We start from the raw sequence: 17,243 nt of genomic DNA on the forward strand, positions 1-17,243 counted from the left end.
AAAACTATTTTTATTAGATAAGCTTTTCTATAAGTTTGATAAATTCGATCTGGCAATCGAAAACCTTCAAATCCGTTGAATACAACCGCTTAAAACATGTTCATCACAGTCCATATATAATAAAAACCAATAAAAAAATCGGGCATCAACGCCCAATTTTTATGAAACAACTTTCAGTCTATTGCTTATTTTCTAAGTACATCATCAATACTTGGGTCTTTATCAAAAACTGATTTTGCATATGGGCAAAGTGGAATCACCTTTACGTCTTTTTCACGGACAAAAGCCACCAAGGCATCAAGTAATTGGCGACCTACACCTTGTCCACGATAATTTTCATTCACATCTGTAGCATCAATAATTAGCATGCTCTCGCCTGCCCATGTATAAGTCATTTCGCCTGCAACGGTTTCACCATCAAGTAAGCTAAAGCTGCCGTGTTTTGTATCATCTTTTTGTTGAATATTCACAATGAATTCCTCGTATTACGACTCATATTTATTTAGAAATGACTTTGTATAATCTTTATCTATAAGAACAAATCTAAGTGTAAAAAAATAGCCTGTTTTTAGCAGCGAGTCTGTATGCTTTTTAAAGACAATTCATGCATAAAACTCATAATTCTATTCGTAATTCTAGGCCTAATCCTTTCAAACCCTTGCTGATAAGCTCTGCAACCAGATTTGTTCGTTTCTTTTATGAACATTTAACGGTTTTAAAGTCGGAACTTTTATGTCTTCTTTTCATCAAATTGAGCAAGATACACATGAGAATAGCACACCAGCATGGGGTGCTGTATTTGTAATGTCACTATGCTGTGCAGTATTAATTGCCTCAGAATTCATGCCCGTAAGTTTACTCACACCAATCTCTTCAGATTTAAATATGAGTGAAGGCCAAGTCGGTCAGGCAATCGCAATTTCAGGCATTTTTGCTGTGGTAACCAGCTTAACTATTAGCCGTGTATTTAAGACATGGGATCGCCGTCATATCATGCTGTTACTTACCTTACTCATGATCGTTTCTGGCATGCTGATTACATTTGCTCACTCTGCTGCCTTATTCATGGTGGGTCGTGCAATTTTAGGTGTAGTGATTGGTGGTTTTTGGGCCATGTCAACTTCGATTGTGATGAGACTTGTACCTCCTTTAGCTGTACCCAAAGCACTCGGTCTATTAAATGGCGGCAATGCTCTAGCAACCACAATAGCCGCACCTTTAGGAAGTTTTCTAGGTTCAATCATTGGCTGGCGCGGTGCTTTTTTCTGTATCGTTCCTATCGCGATTATTGCGCTTGTATGGCAATTTAAAAGTATGCCCGCTCTTCCAGCAGTTATGTCTACTGAAAAGTCACAAAATCCATTTGGACTACTGAAACGTCCGATCGTGTTTTATGGCATGACAGGGATTTTATTGTTATTTATGGGACAATTTGCGCTATTTACCTACTTACGCCCATTTCTAGAAACCGTCAGTCATGTCGATGCGGCCATGTTATCCATTTTATTACTCATATTAGGTATCGCGGGTTTAGCTGGCACATTCGTGATTAGTTTTATTCTTCATCAACATGTCTATCGTTACCTCATCCTTATTCCTTTAATGATGGCAAGCATTGCTTATGCCTTCGTGCTTGGTGGTCAGTATTTGTGGTTGGTCGCAATATTAATGGGATTATGGGGATTCATTGGAACTTCAGCACCAGTCGCATGGAACACATGGCTTGCACAGACGTTGCATCAAGATACTGAGGTTGGTGGCGGTTTGATGGTGGCGATTATTCAATTTGCAATTACTTTAGGTGCAACTTTAGGCGGCTTGTTATATGACTCGCATGGCTATAGTGCTACGTTTTATATGAGCGCTATTGTGTTGTTATTGGGTGCTATCATTGCTTTTATTACATGGCGAAGTGCTACTCACGCAACACATCAATAACCAACCTTAGTGCAGGCGAAAGTTGTCTACGATGTGGATAGTACAGGTGGTATCCGGGAAACTGGATACTGTAATCTTCCAATACTTGCACAAGTTTGCCTTGATCGAGATCTTGTTGGATCAGTTCTTGCGGAATGTAAGCCAATCCAAATCCCGCTCTAACTGCCTCGACAATATCGTAGCTTTCATTAAATATCCATTGTCCTTGGATTTTGATTTTTGTTTCTTGTCCATCCTTCAAAAATTCCCATGCATACACACTGCCTTGGGTGGTTAAACGAAAGCCAATACATTGATGATTAACCAGATCTTTGGGGGTTGCAGGAATTCCATATTTCTCAAAATATTGTGGCGTTGCAATCACCGCCATGTTGACATCTGCGCTAATACGTACCGCAATCATGCCATCTGCTACACGACTTCCAAAGCGAACTCCTGCATCAAATCGCTCTGCAACAATATCCACCATACCGCTATTGGCAGCTAGCTCAACTTGCACATCAGGGTAGTCACCAGCAATCTTTTCAAGTTTTGGAATCAGCACTTCCCGTATCGCATGGCTACTGGCATTAATACGAACCGTACCAGCGGGTTGATCCCGAAATGATGTTAAAAGCGATAATTCATTATCAATCTGGTCAAAGCTGGCGCTAATAGTTTGCTTTAATCTTTCACCCGCGGCTGTCGGTGAAACGCTTCGTGTGGTTCGGGTCAGAAGTAGCATCCCTAAACGTTCTTCTAAACCGCGAATGGTATGGCTTAGCGCAGACTGCGAAATTCCCATTTTTCCTGCAGCCTTCGTAAAACTCCCTTCTCGAGCCACCATTAAAAAAGCATAAAGATCATTATAGTTTTCTTTGTTTATCATCTGCTTTTATCTCTTTTCACGGTTTAATTTAATTATAAATGATAAAACTATTTATGAATATTGCTCATAAGTCCATGTTTGTTTTTTAGGCTAATTATTATAAAGAAGATTCATTAAAATCGATATCAAGCTGTGAGCATCAAGATTTAGATGAGCTCAAGCATAAAAAGTGCCTGATTTTATTATTATCAAAAACTAATAAATTCAGCTCATACCTTTACGCTAGAAATTGAATAACTTCTATGCATTTAGCTGCTTTCTCTTAAAGAAATAAGGTTCTTCGATATGGCTACTCAGAAGTTTTTTCTAGCTTTACTCAGCATCTTTTTCTCGTTTTCAGCCATATCTATCTCTTATGCAACAAGGCCTACAGGCAACAATCAACAAAGGTTATCGATGATGAAAATCCGTATTGATATTGAGGGATCAAAGCAACCACTATTTGCAACATTACCCATGACACCGACTGTTCAAGATTTTGCCAAGCAGCTTCCGTTGACATTAAACCTTAAAGATTATGACTCTACTGAAAAAATAGCCGACCTACCCACCAAGCTAACTACACAGAATGCACCCAATGGCTATGCAGGAAAAGCTGGTGATCTTACCTATTACGCCCCTTGGGGTAATCTGGCTTTTTTCTATAAAGACTCAACTGTTGGGTACGCAAATGGTCTTATTTTGCTTGGGAAACTTGAGGCTATTCCCCAAGAGTTCAAGCAAAAACAACCCATCAAAATTTCAATTTCCCAAATGAAATAAGCATGAGCAAATTCACCCATTCAAATTATTTAAATTGAGGTATCCATGACTACATCTCCCTTCTTTAAAAAGCTTAAAACCCATACGGCAGCTGCAATTTGTGCAGCAACTATTGGATTATTTTCTTCAACTTCAGCTATGGCAGCAGACATGACTAACGGCGCGAATAATTTTTATCAAAGCCAGCAAGTGACTATTCAGAAAGTCACTTTTAAAAATCAATACAACATGGATATAGTCGGTAATCTGGTTATTCCCAAAAACTTAAATAAAAAACTAAAAGCCCCCGCTATTGTAATTGGTCACCCAATGGGAGCCGTGAAAGAACAAAGCTCTATGCTTTATGCACAGAAATTGGCTGAACAAGGTTTTGTAACATTGGCGATTGATCAATCATTTTGGGGTGAAAGCGCAGGCCAACCCAGAAATGTAGTTGCACCTGACATTTACGCAGAAGCATTTAGTGCGGCTGTAGATTATTTAGGAACACAATCCTTTATTAACCGTGAACGTATTGGCGTACTCGGCATTTGCGGAAGTGGAAGTTTCGTTATTAGCGCAGCAAAAATTGACCCTCGTATGAAGGCCATTGCCACTGTCAGCATGTATGATATGGGAGCTGCAAACCGTAATGGCTTACGTCACTCACAAACCTTAGAGCAAAGAAAGCAAATTATTGCTGAAGCGGCTGCGCAACGTTATGTCGAGTTCACAGGCGGTGAAACAAAATATACCAGCGGGACTACGCATGAGTTAACGGCAGATACACACCCTATTCAACGTGAATTTTATGACTTTTATCGCACTCCACGCGGAGAATATACGCCGAAAAGTTCATCAAAAGACCTCACAACGCATCCGACACTGACAAGTAATGTCAAATTTTTAAACTTCTACCCATTTAACGATATCGAAACCATCTCACCACGTCCGATGTTGTTTATTACAGGTGATCAGGCCCATTCAAAAGAGTTTAGTGAGGAAGCTTATAAACTCGCAGGCCAACCTAAAGAGCTTTACTACGTTAAAGGCGCTGGACATGTTGATTTATACGATCGGGTCGATCTCATTCCATTTGATAAATTAACCAGTTTCTTTAAACAAAACTTGAAATAAGAGGCATGATAGAGGCTCAACACGGGCCTCTATTTATTTAATGAAACTCTTGCACCAGACTATTAATATGCGCCACAGCCGCTGTTCGATTTTCAACGCAAAGTTTTTCAAAAACATGTTCTAAATGTTTGTTCACCGTCCGCGGGCTCAGCTCCAAAATTTCCGCAATATCTTTATTGGTTTTCCCTAACAATAACCAGTGCATGACTTCTGCTTCACGCTGAGTCAACTGTGGGCAATATTTTAAGATATCAGCGACGTCTAATGCAGGCGTAGAAGTCTTGATCTGTATAAGATAATTTTTCGCCACACTTGTGCCAGATTGCCACGGCGTTAATAGTAATAGCTGTAATTGCTGAGATGGCATTGAATAAGAACAACTGGTTAATTTTTTAGGGTCTTTTTCATGTTCTAAGTCTGAAAACCAAGCTTTTAAACCTGCCTCAAAACCATCAATTTCAGGCAAATATTGATTCAATAAATCACTGGCTTTTTGGGTTTTCCAAACAATTTTTCCTTGAACATCTAGAGCAAGAATGGCAGTTTCAGTTGCATCAATCACTTGTTTTTGTTGCTGCAATAGTTTGGCATGTGCCAAATGCGTTTTTACTCTTGCCAGTACTTCTTCAATATTCAGTGGCTTGGTTACATAGTCCACCCCACCGACCTGAAAACCACGCACAATATGCTCTGTCTCCGACAAACCTGTCATAAAAATGACAGGAATAAACTGAGTAATTGGACTCGCTTTAAGCTGTATACAACTTTCAAAACCGTCCATATGTGGCATATTGCCATCGAGCAAAATCATATCCGGTAAGCATCGGTGTGCAATTTCAATTGCACTTAATCCATCTGTCGTAACAAGTACACGATACCCAGCCTGATCCAGACTTTCATGCAACAAGCCCAAATTTTCCGGTACATCATCCACAATCAGAATAACAGCCTGCTCAGTTGTTGAAGCTTGCTGAAAAGAAACATGTTGCGTACTCATTGCTTATCCTGAATTAATCGTTGGGCGTGTTTTAAATCAAACTTTTGAATAGCCAGTTCAAGCTGTTCCCATAACTCGTCATGCTCCGGAAAATTTTGACGACAATGTGTTAAAGCATGTTGAATACCTCGAATATAGCCTTGTGCAATCAATTCATCTAGTTGCTGCAAGGCTTGAGTTAAATCTTGTGCGCCATTGTTTTCTGGTTGTCTTGTTGGTGTATAAACAGTGACTTTTTCTTGCTTATACGTCTTTATATGAAGTGCTTGAACCTCATTATTTTCTTCGGTTAATGTTGACCTAGAATCAGCCCACACCAGCCCTAACTTATCTCCAATTTTACTGAGCAACAAATTGAGATCGATTGGTTTTAGCATAAAGTCTTCACTTAACACCGCATCTTGTGGATTGACCTCACGCTCACCTGCATTGGCCGAAATAATTAAGATCGGTACATTGGTAATATTATTTTGGCGTAATAATCGCGCGGTTTCCCATCCACCCATCAAAGGCATATTCAAATCCATTAAAATCAGGTTAGGCTGAAAAATGGGTACACGTCTTAAACAATCAATACCCGACTCGGCTTCTTCAATAATAAAACCCAAAGGTTTTAGAAAATTGGCGACTAAACCTCGATCTACTGCTTCATTATCAACAACTAAAATTCGTTTTCGCTCACCTTGATAGCCCGTAATCTGGTTGGAATAAACATTAGAAATTGGATGAACCACCTCTTTTGAAGGCAAATAAAACTTAATTTTAAACTGTGAACCTTGATTGAGTTGGCTACTCACAGATAGCTGCCCACCAAGTAAATCGACCAATAATTTTACAATCGGTAGTCCGAGCCCTGTTCCGGTAAATCCACCCTGAACCACATTACTGCCTCGTTCAAACGGATTAAATATTCGCTCTAAATCAGCTTCTGCAATGCCACAACCTGTATCTCTAATTTCAAAATAGGCCGTTTGAAAACGGTACTCGACTTTCAAAGTAATTGTGCCGCTCGTCGTAAACTTTAAAGCATTGCCCAATAAATTAATGAGTACCTGTTCTAAGCGCTTTTTGTCAGTACGGACGTAGTGCGGTAGGTTCTCTCCAATTTCATAAATAAACTGTAAATTCTTCTGTTCAAACTGAGGCTGAAACATTTGAATAATTTGTTCTATGAAATTTGGGAAATGAACATCCACCACATTTAAAGAAATTTTGCCTGTCTCAATTCGTGCTAAATCCAGTAAGCCATCAATCAGTGAAGTCAGATGCTGCCCACTACGGCTAATCACCCCGAGCGCCATTTTGCCCTGTTCCGAAAGTTGCTCTTGTTTTTGAAGCAATTGGCTATAGCCCAAAATACTATTTAGAGGTGTTCTTAGTTCGTGGCTAATGCCAATGACATAACGGCTTTTTGCATCATTTGCCCGTTCTGCTGAAATTCTGGCATCTTGCAGGTCTTTTGAAGTGACTTCATGGGCAGCAATTTCATCAAACAATAATGCTGTTTGTTGATGTGTCTCAATTTCGGCATTACGACGGCTTTCATCGTTTAACACTAACCACCATGCAGCAACACTCATTAATAAAAATAAAATGGTGTAAATTTTAACAAATAGCGTAAATAACTGAGGAACGGCTGCCGCATTTACCGTTTCTAAATAGGTTTTTTCTTGGATATAAACCAGACTCAAGCTCACTGCCAAAACAATAGACAGCCCTAGAGTTAGTAATAAATATAAACTGACCCTGCTATTTAAACGGCTGGCCCAACGTTCAGGTAAATAGTACCAAATGGCTTTTTTAAGTTGTACTGACCAACGTGCATCGGGTTTACATAAATCGTGACAGCGTGCTTCAAGTGAACAGCATAGAGAGCAAATCGTACCGTTATAGGCTGGGCAGCCTGCCATATCAGCAAGCTCATAGTCCCGTTCACACACGACACAGTTTGCAACCGACGTCGCCTGAATTTTTTCAGGCTGGCGTGCAATGTAATATTTGCCTTTGGTTAAGTAAGCAATAACAGGAACACATAACACCGCACTCCCCAAAGCAATAAAACTTGCTAAACCTTTGGCCATCAATCCGAAAAAGCCCAAATAGCTCAGCATCGATAGCACTGAAGCAATCAGTAAAGCACCCACACCTACGGGGTTAATGTCATATAAATAAGCACGGCGGAATTCAATTCCCTTTGGGCTTAAACCTAAAGGTTTACAGATAATTAAATCGGCAACAACGGCACCAATCCATGCCAAAGCAATATTGCTATATAAGCCCAAAATGCGTTCAACCGCATGGCTGATCCCCATTTCCATCAAAACAATGGCGATAAAAACGTTAAAAAGAAGCCAGACAATTCGCCCCGGATGGCTATGAGTCAAGCGGGCAAAAAAGTTTGACCATGCCAATGAGCCAGCGTAGGCATTGGTCATATTAATTTTAATTTGTGCCAAGCAAACCAGTGCTAGAGTCAAGATTAAAGCAAGCTGAGGGTTTGGAATAAACTGTTGATAGGCAACCCAATACAGATAAGTCGGATTGTCTAGTTCAGAGACAGGAATGAACAGCTGAAAAGCTAACACCATCAGCAACATGCCCATCAAAACTTTTAGAAAACCAAAAATAATCCAAGATGGCCCACCTAAGAAAACAGCAAAACGCCACGCAGTTCTATTTTTTTCTTGTTGTGGCAAAAAGCGTAGATAGTCGGCCTGCTCACCAATTTGGATCACAAATGAAAAAATAAGAGTGCACGCCGCACCAAAGTAATACAGGTTAAAGTCTGTCGAGTTTGAAACCGCACCAACAAAATGCAGGCTACTACTTAAAATTTGTGGCTGCTTCCAAAGTACAAAAAACCACGGTAATAACAGCAATAAGAGCCAGATTGGCTGAGTGACTGCCTGAACTTTGTTAATAAAACCAATGCCTTTGACAACTAAAGGCAAAATCACTAAGGCAGAAATTAAGTAACCAATAACTTGTGGAATACCTAAAGCCAGCTCAAGTGCCATCGCCATAATTGCGGCTTCAAACGCAAGCAAAATAAAGGTAAAGCTGGCATAAATTAGAGATGTAATGGTCGAGCCAATGTAGCCAAAACCTGCACCACGAGTAAGCAAATCAACGTCTACATTATATTTTGCAGCGTAGTAACTAATCGGCCAACTGGTTAAAAATATGATGGTACATACGACAATTGCTGCCCAGACTGCATTGCTAAAGCCATACTGCCAAAGCATGGTCGCCCCAATGGCTTCCATCGCCAGAAAACTAACAGTCGAAATTGCGGTATTAGTAACGGTCCAAGGTGACCATTTTCTTACTGAGGTGGGTGCATAGCGGAGCGCATAATCTTCGATACTTTCATCTGCCACCCAAATATTATATTCACGGCGTGTTTTGATCACACGTTGTGGCGCTTGTTGGGGGCGTGAAGAATCTGGCATAACACTCATGTTTTGGATGGGGCTGCATTAAACCCAGCAATCCTTATGCCAAAAGTCATTTATCATGGCGATTTTTTCTAATACGCACATATACGCAAAATAACGTATTTTCAATTTTTCCCAAAAATCACACACTCAAAACCATCGAAAAACAATGATCAATATTTGTGTTGATTGACCGAAAATGATTGGGAGATTGATGTTATGAGTGTATCTGAACATCCAAATCTGGACACTGTGCAAGGTACAGATTCACAAAAAGCAGTGAATGAAACCTTAGAAGATTATACTTTACGTTATGCTCCACACAGCTTTCGGCGCTGGAGTCCCAAAGTTGTGGCTATTACTGCACTTGGTGGTATTGCCTATCTTGCTGACTTTTCTATTGGTGCCAGTATTGGTATGTCTTACGGAACAACCAATGCTGTTTTCTCCATTTTATTTGCAGCGATTATTATCTTCTTAACTGGCATTCCTTTAGCCTATTACGCAGCGCGCTACAACATTGATCTTGACTTGATTACTCGTGGCGCAGGTTTCGGTTATATCGGTTCGGTTCTTACCAGTATCATTTTCGCCAGTTTCACATTTATTTTCTTTGCCCTTGAAGGTTCAATCATGGCGCAAGGGTTATTGCTTGGTTTAGGCATTCCGCTTTGGGCTGGCTATCTCATCTCAACCATTATGGTCATACCGCTGGTGATTTACGGTATGAAAGCCTTGAGTAAATTACAAGTTTGGACTACCCCACTTTGGCTTATTCTGATGATTGGTCCTGTGGCCTACCTGATTTATCAAGAACCTACTTTAGTCAGTCAATTTGCTACTTTTACAGGTAAAGAAGGTTTTGAAACCGTAGACATGGCCGCAATCATGTTAGGTGCTGGTATATGTTTATCGCTCATCATGCAAATTGGTGAGCAAATTGATTACTTACGTTTCATGCCTGCTAAAACAAAAGAAAATAGCAAAGCATGGTGGGCAGCGGTTATTTCAGCGGGTCCGGGTTGGGTGATTTTAGGCGCAATTAAACAAATTATTGGGGCATTTTTAGGTTTCTATTTACTCACTAAAATACCGGGCGTAAACAGCACTGAACCTGTTCAACAGTTTAATGCGGCGTTTCATGACATGCTTCCGGGCTGGGCAGCTTTAACACTCGCAGTGATTTTGGTGGTTATTTCTCAAATTAAAATTAACGTCACCAATGCTTACTCTGGCTCTCTTGCTTGGACAAGTGCCTACACTCGTATGAGTAAACATTATCCGGGCCGTATTGTCTTTGTGATCGTGAACTTGGCAATTGCGCTTGCTTTAATGGAAGGCAACATGTTTGCGGTACTGGGTAAAATCTTAGGATTCTATTCAAACTTTGCGATTGCTTGGGTTGTGGTTGTTGCAACAGACATTTCAATCAACAAATATGTTTTAAAACTTTCACCAAAAGAACCAGAATATCGCCGTGACATGCTCTACAACGTAAACCCTGTCGGCATGGTTGCCTTCCTTGTATCAGCAGGCTTATCGATTGCAGCATTCTTTGGATTATTTGGTAGCTTCTTAGCTCCTTACTCACCACTCATCGCGCTTATACTTGCCTTTGTATTAACACCAATCATGGGTTTATTAACCAAAGGAAAATACTACATCAAGTCACACGATGATGGCATTAAAGAACCACGTTACGATGCTGAAGGTACACCTGTAGCAACCGTCTATCACTGCCGCGTATGTGAACAAGGTTACGAGCGCCCAGATATTATGTACTCTCACAAACATAACGGCACGATCTGTTCTTTGTGTAAAACACTCGACGCTTAAATACTATTAAAACTAAAAAAAGAAGCTTTAAAGCTTCTTTTTTTACGCCTGATGATTCTTAGCCAATCGGAAATAAACGTTCAGGGACTACGTCTTTCATCACAATGGTTGAGATGAGCCGTTGCACGCTTGGTATCGCAGATAATTTTTCATCATACAACCGTTGAAAAGCAGGTAAATCTTTAGCGACAACATGCAGTAAATAATCTGGCTCACCAAACAAACGCTGCGCCTGAATAATTTGCGGGATGTCTATCACGGCATTTTCAAACTTCTCAACTGCCTGTTTATCACCTTCTCTAAGCGTAATAAAAACAATCGCTGAAAATTCAAATCCGACTAAATTGGGGTCGAGTTCTGCCCGATAACCTTTGATGGCTCCCGACTCTTCTAAAGCCTTCACTCGTCTATGACAAGGTGAAATGCTCAAACCTACTTTTTCTGCCAATTCAGTAATAGATAATCGGCCATTTAATTGCAATTCAGCAAGAATCTTTTTATCTGTGCGATCCATTTAGAAAAATTTACCCCAAATGAGTGTTATATGAGCAAACATTTAAAAGCACATTCTAAATATATGGGCATATTATTTTCAACAAGCTCGAATAAATAGTTTTTTTTGCTAAAGCACGAGCGGAACCTTTAGAAAATAGTTTGCCGAGATAAGCATATGGCTTTTAACATTTTTATTGCATTTTGGAGTGTCTCCATTCTTTTTATTATTACTCCAGGGGCAGACTGGGCCTATGCCATTTCAGCAGGGATTAAAGGCAAAGTCGTCGTACCCGCTGTTGCAGGTATGCTATTTGGTCACTTTATTACCATTTTACTGGTAGCAGCAGGTGTTGGCTTACTGGTTGCAAATAACCCGACTGCGCTCATGATCCTAACAATTTCGGGTTCTCTTTATTTGTTATGGATGGGAGTAAATTTACTCATTACCCCTCCTACTCCGAATCAGTCCGAATCTGAAAAAGCTCACTCACGATTGAAATGGGCAACCAAAGGCGTTTACGTGAGTGGGTTAAACCCAAAAGTTTTTTTGCTCTTTTTAGCTTTACTTCCTCAATTTATTGACACCACAGCTTCATGGTCAGTGACGACACAAATTCTTGCCTTCGGTGTTGTTCACATGATTAGCTGCGCGATTATTTACTTAATGGTGGGTTATGGCTCAGAGGCCATTCTTAAAACCAGACCACAAGCAGCACAATTAGTCGGCCGTTTTTCGGGTGGTTTGATGATCGTTATTGCGACATGCTTACTGATTGGGCAAATTTAAAAATCATTTCACTTCAAGTTACTGGTTCACTTTTCTGGCCCGTAACTTGAAGAATAAACATAGAAATAAAGTTATCTCATGCGTTTCAGGTTATAAGTCACGACTCCCCAAATTACTAACTCTTGCCCTTCTTCAATATAAATATTTTGGTAATCGGAGTTTTCAGCTTTTAACCAGATTTTTGGTGGATGGTAATTATTATCAATGATTAAGCGTTTAACGGTGAAATCGTTATCAATCAACGCAATCACAATATCGCCAGATTTAGCAGCAATACTACGGTCCACAATAAGCGGATCATTAATATCAATTCCAGCGTCTAACATTGACAAAGAATTAGCTTTGACAATAAAAGTCGCATTTTCATTTCTAATTAAATATTCATTTAAATCTAGTGCTTGCTCAATATCATCTTGTGCTGGCGAAGGAAAACCTGCCGCAACACGTTCAGTTGCCAAAGGAATATGGTAAATTTTATCGTTGTTTGGATGGACCTGTTGAACATTAAGTTTTGAGTTAAAATCGGTCAAGTTATTGGTTTTGACATTATTCAGTAACCAATTTTTGATAAAGTTAACTTGAGACTCGGGAACACGAATCACTTTTGTGGGTTCATTGAACTGTGCTTTTCGTCCAGCATTTTCTCTTATACCACCATGCTCGAACTCTTTTTGCTTTGGCATATTGCCTCCATTTCACCGTTCAAATCCTACACAGACAATGTAACTTGAAAAAGTTACATTTTCAAGTTGACGAAATATTTTTTTTGCATAACAATAAATCCCATGATCAGATTTTAATCCATTTTGCTTTTAACAGGGATGTTTAAACTAAAATGGTAATTTGAAGAAATCAAAACCTGATTAGAAATAGTCTTTATGACTGACGGTTTTATGATTTTTATCAAATGAGATTCTGAGCATTTAACATTCTGGTTAAATTCAGTTTTTTGGTATGGAGACATGCGAAATGAAAAATCAACGTGATGCAGTTTTAGGTTATGCAAATGAGCAACATGCCTACTATATTCGCCTGATTGAAAATGATGCGGTTTTGGGTGAAAGCTACGGATTATTCTGTGAAAATCCAGAGAGTGAAGCAGCAGAAAGTATTATGACGACGTTATTCTTAAAAAAATCTTTTTGGTTAAACGGTTCTGAGTACATTGATATTGTAAAAGGACTACAACTGCTCCCACAGTAAAGTAAATAAATTAAAAAACGAAGGAAGCAAAAGCCTCCTTCGTTTTTACAACAGTATGCTTAAGATGTAAAACATGCAGAGGCATCACGTTTTTGATTACGAGAGTTTTGTCCACGGTCATCACGACTGCGACCGCGATATAAAAAAGCCCTGAAAGATAAATCTTTCAGGGCTTTTTTGTTTATTAAGCTGGTACCTGAGCGGCTATTTTTTCTCGTGACCAAACACGATGAGCCATAATCAGTTTTTTGAATTTTTCAGCAATAGGCTGGAATTCATCTTCAACTAAAGTACCTTCATCTGCAACCAAGCCTAGCGGTTCAAGTAAATCAGATTTATTACCCAAAAACGCAATTGGTTTTAAATGCTTATAAGCTTCGAGTACATAGTGGCGCGCTACGCCATCTTGCAGCACAGCATTTAAGTTGTCGCCATCAGGAATGATCACCGCATCATAAGCAATTGAAGGTTCAGCCATTTGCATACCATCAGCGGTAATAGTTTTGTCTTTATGGTCTTTTACTGGAGCCAAGCTCGGCGCTAGTAAATGAACAACCGCACCTTCTTTAATCGCCCAATTTTTAATAGCTTCAAGTGTATCTGACTTCACAAGGTTATGAATAAGTACTGCAACTTTTCGGCCTTGAATATCTGCAGGAGGAAAAGCCAGCATGGATAATCTTGCCGATTTTTCAACTGCAGTTTTCTTATAATCTAGTGTCAAATCAGGAACTTCAATTCCTAAATTAGCGCCTACTTGTCGAGCTAAGTCGAGATCAATATTTGCCAAAATTTGTTGAACTTGGCGCTCACGAATGTGTTTTCTTTGCACTTTACTTAATTCAAAAGTATAGGCATCGACCACATGCTTTTGCTCATGAGGAGCAAGGCTCTTGTAGTAAAGGCGCGGTTGTGAAAAATGATCGGAAAAGGTTTCACTTCTTTTACGAAGCTTGTGTCCGCTAATTTGTTCAGGATAGCTTTCAAACCCACCATTTGAAGCAGCGGGTGGTGTTTCTGCTGGCCAATCATTATCAATTGAATTTGGTTGATATGAAGCCTGCCCTTTGTGAATCGTATGTTGGTGGATACCATCACGTTGATTGTTATGGAATGGGCATACTGGTTTATTGATCGGAATTTGATGGAAGTTCGGTCCACCCAAACGACTTAACTGTGTATCGGTATACGAGAATAGACGTGCTTGTAAAAGTGGGTCATTTGTGAAATCAATGCCTGGCACAATGTGTCCCGGACAGAAAGCCACCTGCTCTGTTTCTGCAAAGAAATTATCTACATTTCTATTTAAAACAAATCGGCCGATTGGAGTCACTGGAACCAACTCTTCAGGAATAATTTTGGTTGGGTCCAATAAGTCGAAGTCAAAGTTCATTTCATCTTCTTCTTCGACAATTTGTACACCCAACTCCCATTCAGGATAAACTCCATTCTCAATCGCTTCATAGAGATCTCGACGGTGGAAATCCGGATCTTTACCTGCAAGCTTTTGGGCTTCATCCCAAACTAACGCACTTAAACCTTGTTTAGGTGTCCAGTGGAACTTCACAAAATGAGATTTACCTTGGGCATTAATAAGGCGGAAAGTATGAACACCAAAACCTTGAATTGAGCGTAGATTACGTGGGATAGCCCGATCTGACATTGCCCAAATTACCGCATGTGCTGACTCAGGTACTAAAGACACAAAGTCCCAGAATGTATCATGGGCGCTCGCTCCAGTAGGCATTTCAGTATCGGGTTCAGGCTTTACAGCATGTACAAAGTCTGGAAACTTAATACCATCTTGCACAAAGAACACAGGTGCATTATTGCCGACCAAATCAAAATTACCTTCTTGAGTATAAAATTTAATGGCAAAACCACGGATATCACGAACGGTGTCGGCAGATCCACGTGGCCCCTGCACAGTCGAGAAACGTACAAAAATTGGTGTTTGAATGCTTGGGTCAGTCAAAAAACCTGCTTTTGTTAAACGTTCATTTCCTTCATAGGCCTGAAAGTAACCATGCGCGCCTACACCACGCGCATGCACAATACGCTCAGGAATACGCTCGTGATCAAAATGTGTAATCTTTTCTCTTAAAATAAAATCTTCTAATAAGGTCGAACCGCGAATACCTGCTCTTAAGCTATTCTGGTTATCCGCTATTTTAACACCTTGGTTTGTGGTTAATGCTTCATTGGTTGCATCGTCTCTGACTGAGTCTAATTGTTCAGTTTTTTGAGTAGTATTGGCTTTATTTGCAGCATCAGCTCCAGCCATTTCACTTGTTTTATTTGTTGATTTAACATTATCAGTCATGTTCATTACCTATGTTTTAAAGTTAAACGTGGGGTGAATTAAAAACTTCAAGAGTTAGTTTTTGTTAAAGGAACTTAAATATGGAAAAAGGAGTTCGACGTATTTACGCGTGCTCCACAGTCCAATGCTTTTATGGTGTGAATCTGGGGCCAAAAACGGAGTCAGCTTGCATATTTTTATGGCGAGATCATGTGATTTCTGAACACGCTCTTGTAAGGCATCAAGTTCGCCATCAGAGATATAGCTAAACAAATAATCTTGAATACGTTGGCTATTATTTAATGCCCGGCTATATGCCAAGACATTAGAAGAATGATCATCGCCTGCAATCCAGTCATGAATAATTTGACGCTCTACAGGGTTAAACACTCCAAACATTTTTCCATTTTCTTCATTAATCATTCGCCAGAACACACTCTGTTCAGGGTCAGCATTAAATTTGATCCACTTGTGTTCAATTAAATGTGATAACAGACCGCTAACATCATCTGGATTTGATAACCATTGATTGATCGTTTTACATCCAAACTGTCTAGTTTCGTTATGAATTAGCTGACCCACGAGCGCTTTTCTTTTTAAAATTTTAAGGACTAAATCTTCAAGATTTAAATTTTTAATAATTTTTGAAGATGAAACACCATGACCATTAAGAGCAAAACCACGCTTCAATTTATTAAAGAAAAGTTCTTTATCTCGGTATTTATCGTAAATATTTTCTATAACTTTAACTGCTTTATCTGCATGCCCGTTATCAATGTTATCGATAGTGATGTGCAAATTAAAATATTTAGAATCAATACCTAATTCTGCAAGCTCATAATTACTGATGAGTAGATGAAGTGGTAGTTGCTCATAGCCTAAATTAAAGCCCACAATCTCTGGAATGAACTCAGAAGGAGCATAACCAAGCGCCAACTGAATTACGGCATTATGGTAATATTCATCTTCTAAAAGCACATCAAAACTATCGAGCCCCAAACTACGTAGCAAGTCATCATAGATACAGACATGGTTTGCTTTCGGCTCACCTAGTCCCAGCTCTTCCAAATAAGTAATAATAAGGTCATGGAAAACTGGATCATTCCAATATTGAACTGAACTATATAGCCATGCACCATCTACTTTTTTGGTTGGAGAAACTTTAATTAAAAATTCGAATGCCTGACCGACATTCTTAAAATACTCTCTCTCGCCCCCGTTTTGTCTACGGTTTAGGTAAGTCTGAAATAATTCACAGTTTTCTTTATTGTCATTCTCACACCATGCTTTAATCATATTTATATTTGAAGGAAAATCTATTTCCTTTTGATCTAGTTTATCTATTTCATTAATCAGAAAATCTCTTGCTTTCTTTTCTTTTTCAAAACTAGAAATATCAGGATCAAGGAAAAAAACAAATAATTCGTAATAGTTCTGTTGATTATCTTGTAGTAGGTCTAATAATCTTTCTTTCACTACAACAGGCATTTCTATTCTCCTTT

14 protein-coding genes and 2 pseudogenes are annotated in these 17,243 nt (G+C 39.4%); 7 read left to right on the forward strand and 9 right to left on the reverse strand.

The features are described from left to right. Window positions 1-79 (forward strand): annotated as a pseudogene (locus NL42_RS13690) (hypothetical protein); the annotation flags it as partial. A 106-nt stretch (window positions 80-185) separates the two neighbouring features. Here NL42_RS13690 and NL42_RS13695 read toward each other — a convergent pair. Then, window positions 186-470: a GNAT family N-acetyltransferase gene (locus NL42_RS13695; protein ID WP_461313147.1), complete on the reverse strand. Its 285-nt coding sequence runs from the start codon at window positions 468-470 to the stop codon at window positions 186-188. A 262-nt stretch (window positions 471-732) separates the two neighbouring features. Between NL42_RS13695 and NL42_RS13700 the strand changes: the two genes are divergently transcribed. Next, window positions 733-1,938 carry an MFS transporter gene (locus tag NL42_RS13700; RefSeq protein ID WP_461313148.1) on the forward strand — a complete coding sequence of 402 codons (1,206 nt, stop codon included), beginning with the start codon at window positions 733-735 and terminating at the stop codon, window positions 1,936-1,938. Here NL42_RS13700 and NL42_RS13705 read toward each other — a convergent pair. Beyond that, entirely contained in the window at window positions 1,916-2,806 is an 891-nt protein-coding gene (locus NL42_RS13705; RefSeq protein ID WP_461313149.1) for a LysR family transcriptional regulator, read from the reverse strand. The genes NL42_RS13700 and NL42_RS13705 overlap by 23 nt on opposite strands. Window positions 2,807-3,091: 285 nt before the next feature. Here NL42_RS13705 and NL42_RS13710 point away from each other — a divergent pair, with 285 nt between their 5' ends. Further along, window positions 3,092-3,568 (forward strand): cyclophilin-like fold protein, encoded by a 477-nt coding sequence (locus NL42_RS13710; RefSeq protein ID WP_461313150.1) that lies wholly within the window; start codon window positions 3,092-3,094, stop codon window positions 3,566-3,568. A 45-nt stretch (window positions 3,569-3,613) separates the two neighbouring features. Next, window positions 3,614-4,684, forward strand: coding sequence for an alpha/beta hydrolase (locus NL42_RS13715; protein WP_461313151.1), 1,071 nt, complete (start codon window positions 3,614-3,616; stop codon window positions 4,682-4,684). A gap of 37 nt (window positions 4,685-4,721) precedes the next feature. On the opposite strand, the gene NL42_RS13720 is transcribed toward NL42_RS13715, so the two are convergent. Beyond that, the gene (locus NL42_RS13720; RefSeq protein WP_461313152.1) at window positions 4,722-5,681 is read right to left on the reverse strand and encodes a response regulator; all 960 of its coding nucleotides are present in this window, start codon (window positions 5,679-5,681) and stop codon (window positions 4,722-4,724) included. Continuing rightward, entirely contained in the window at window positions 5,678-9,142 is a 3,465-nt protein-coding gene (locus tag NL42_RS13725; protein WP_461313153.1) for a hybrid sensor histidine kinase/response regulator, read from the reverse strand. Before NL42_RS13725 ends, NL42_RS13720 begins: the two co-directional genes overlap by 4 nt. Window positions 9,143-9,337: 195 nt before the next feature. On the opposite strand from NL42_RS13725, the gene NL42_RS13730 reads away from it, so the two are divergent. After that, window positions 9,338-10,954, forward strand: coding sequence for a purine-cytosine permease family protein (locus NL42_RS13730; protein WP_461313154.1), 1,617 nt, complete (start codon window positions 9,338-9,340; stop codon window positions 10,952-10,954). Window positions 10,955-11,012: 58 nt separating this feature from the next. Here the strand turns inward: NL42_RS13730 and NL42_RS13735 are convergent, their stop codons facing one another. Then, window positions 11,013-11,468: an Lrp/AsnC family transcriptional regulator gene (locus NL42_RS13735; protein WP_461313155.1), complete on the reverse strand. Its 456-nt coding sequence runs from the start codon at window positions 11,466-11,468 to the stop codon at window positions 11,013-11,015. 156 nt (window positions 11,469-11,624) lie between these two features. Here NL42_RS13735 and NL42_RS13740 point away from each other — a divergent pair, with 156 nt between their 5' ends. Next, window positions 11,625-12,236 carry a LysE family translocator gene (locus tag NL42_RS13740; protein WP_461313156.1) on the forward strand — a complete coding sequence of 204 codons (612 nt, stop codon included), beginning with the start codon at window positions 11,625-11,627 and terminating at the stop codon, window positions 12,234-12,236. A gap of 71 nt (window positions 12,237-12,307) precedes the next feature. On the opposite strand, the gene NL42_RS13745 is transcribed toward NL42_RS13740, so the two are convergent. Further along, window positions 12,308-12,919: a LexA family protein gene (locus NL42_RS13745; RefSeq protein WP_461313157.1), complete on the reverse strand. Its 612-nt coding sequence runs from the start codon at window positions 12,917-12,919 to the stop codon at window positions 12,308-12,310. A 286-nt stretch (window positions 12,920-13,205) separates the two neighbouring features. Between NL42_RS13745 and NL42_RS13750 the strand changes: the two genes are divergently transcribed. Next, on the forward strand, window positions 13,206-13,439 hold the full coding sequence (locus tag NL42_RS13750; RefSeq protein WP_009388226.1) for a hypothetical protein: 234 nt from the start codon (window positions 13,206-13,208) through the stop codon (window positions 13,437-13,439). Window positions 13,440-13,498: 59 nt separating this feature from the next. Here NL42_RS13750 and NL42_RS13755 read toward each other — a convergent pair. The 3 genes and pseudogenes from NL42_RS13755 to NL42_RS13765 form a co-directional block, all read right to left on the reverse strand. After that, window positions 13,499-13,576: pseudogene (locus NL42_RS13755) on the reverse strand (KGG domain-containing protein); the annotation flags it as partial. A gap of 47 nt (window positions 13,577-13,623) precedes the next feature. Further along, window positions 13,624-15,768, reverse strand: a complete 2,145-nt coding sequence (gene katE, locus NL42_RS13760; protein ID WP_461313158.1) for a catalase HPII — start codon at window positions 15,766-15,768, stop codon at window positions 13,624-13,626. Window positions 15,769-15,816: 48 nt separating this feature from the next. Then, entirely contained in the window at window positions 15,817-17,229 is a 1,413-nt protein-coding gene (locus NL42_RS13765) for an iron-containing redox enzyme family protein (protein ID WP_461313159.1), read from the reverse strand. Between the last annotated feature and the right edge of the window lie 14 nt (window positions 17,230-17,243).

Source organism: Acinetobacter sp. GN11 (assembly GCF_054823985.1).

Bases quoted from the DNA above. Each gene is read 5' to 3' on its own strand.
- NL42_RS13700 (WP_461313148.1), top strand. From the start codon at position 733: ATGTCTTCTTTTCATCAAATTGAGCAAGATACACATGAGAATAGCACA.
- NL42_RS13705 (WP_461313149.1), bottom strand. From the start codon at position 2,806: ATGATAAACAAAGAAAACTATAATGATCTTTATGCTTTTTTAATGGTG.
- NL42_RS13710 (WP_461313150.1), top strand. From the start codon at position 3,092: ATGGCTACTCAGAAGTTTTTTCTAGCTTTACTCAGCATCTTTTTCTCG.
- NL42_RS13715 (WP_461313151.1), top strand. From the start codon at position 3,614: ATGACTACATCTCCCTTCTTTAAAAAGCTTAAAACCCATACGGCAGCT.
- NL42_RS13720 (WP_461313152.1), bottom strand. From the start codon at position 5,681: ATGAGTACGCAACATGTTTCTTTTCAGCAAGCTTCAACAACTGAGCAG.
- NL42_RS13725 (WP_461313153.1), bottom strand. From the start codon at position 9,142: ATGAGTGTTATGCCAGATTCTTCACGCCCCCAACAAGCGCCACAACGT.
- NL42_RS13730 (WP_461313154.1), top strand. From the start codon at position 9,338: ATGAGTGTATCTGAACATCCAAATCTGGACACTGTGCAAGGTACAGAT.
- NL42_RS13735 (WP_461313155.1), bottom strand. From the start codon at position 11,468: ATGGATCGCACAGATAAAAAGATTCTTGCTGAATTGCAATTAAATGGC.
- NL42_RS13740 (WP_461313156.1), top strand. From the start codon at position 11,625: ATGGCTTTTAACATTTTTATTGCATTTTGGAGTGTCTCCATTCTTTTT.
- NL42_RS13745 (WP_461313157.1), bottom strand. From the start codon at position 12,919: ATGCCAAAGCAAAAAGAGTTCGAGCATGGTGGTATAAGAGAAAATGCT.
- NL42_RS13750 (WP_009388226.1), top strand. From the start codon at position 13,206: ATGAAAAATCAACGTGATGCAGTTTTAGGTTATGCAAATGAGCAACAT.
- katE (WP_461313158.1), bottom strand. From the start codon at position 15,768: ATGAACATGACTGATAATGTTAAATCAACAAATAAAACAAGTGAAATG.
- NL42_RS13765 (WP_461313159.1), bottom strand. From the start codon at position 17,229: ATGCCTGTTGTAGTGAAAGAAAGATTATTAGACCTACTACAAGATAAT.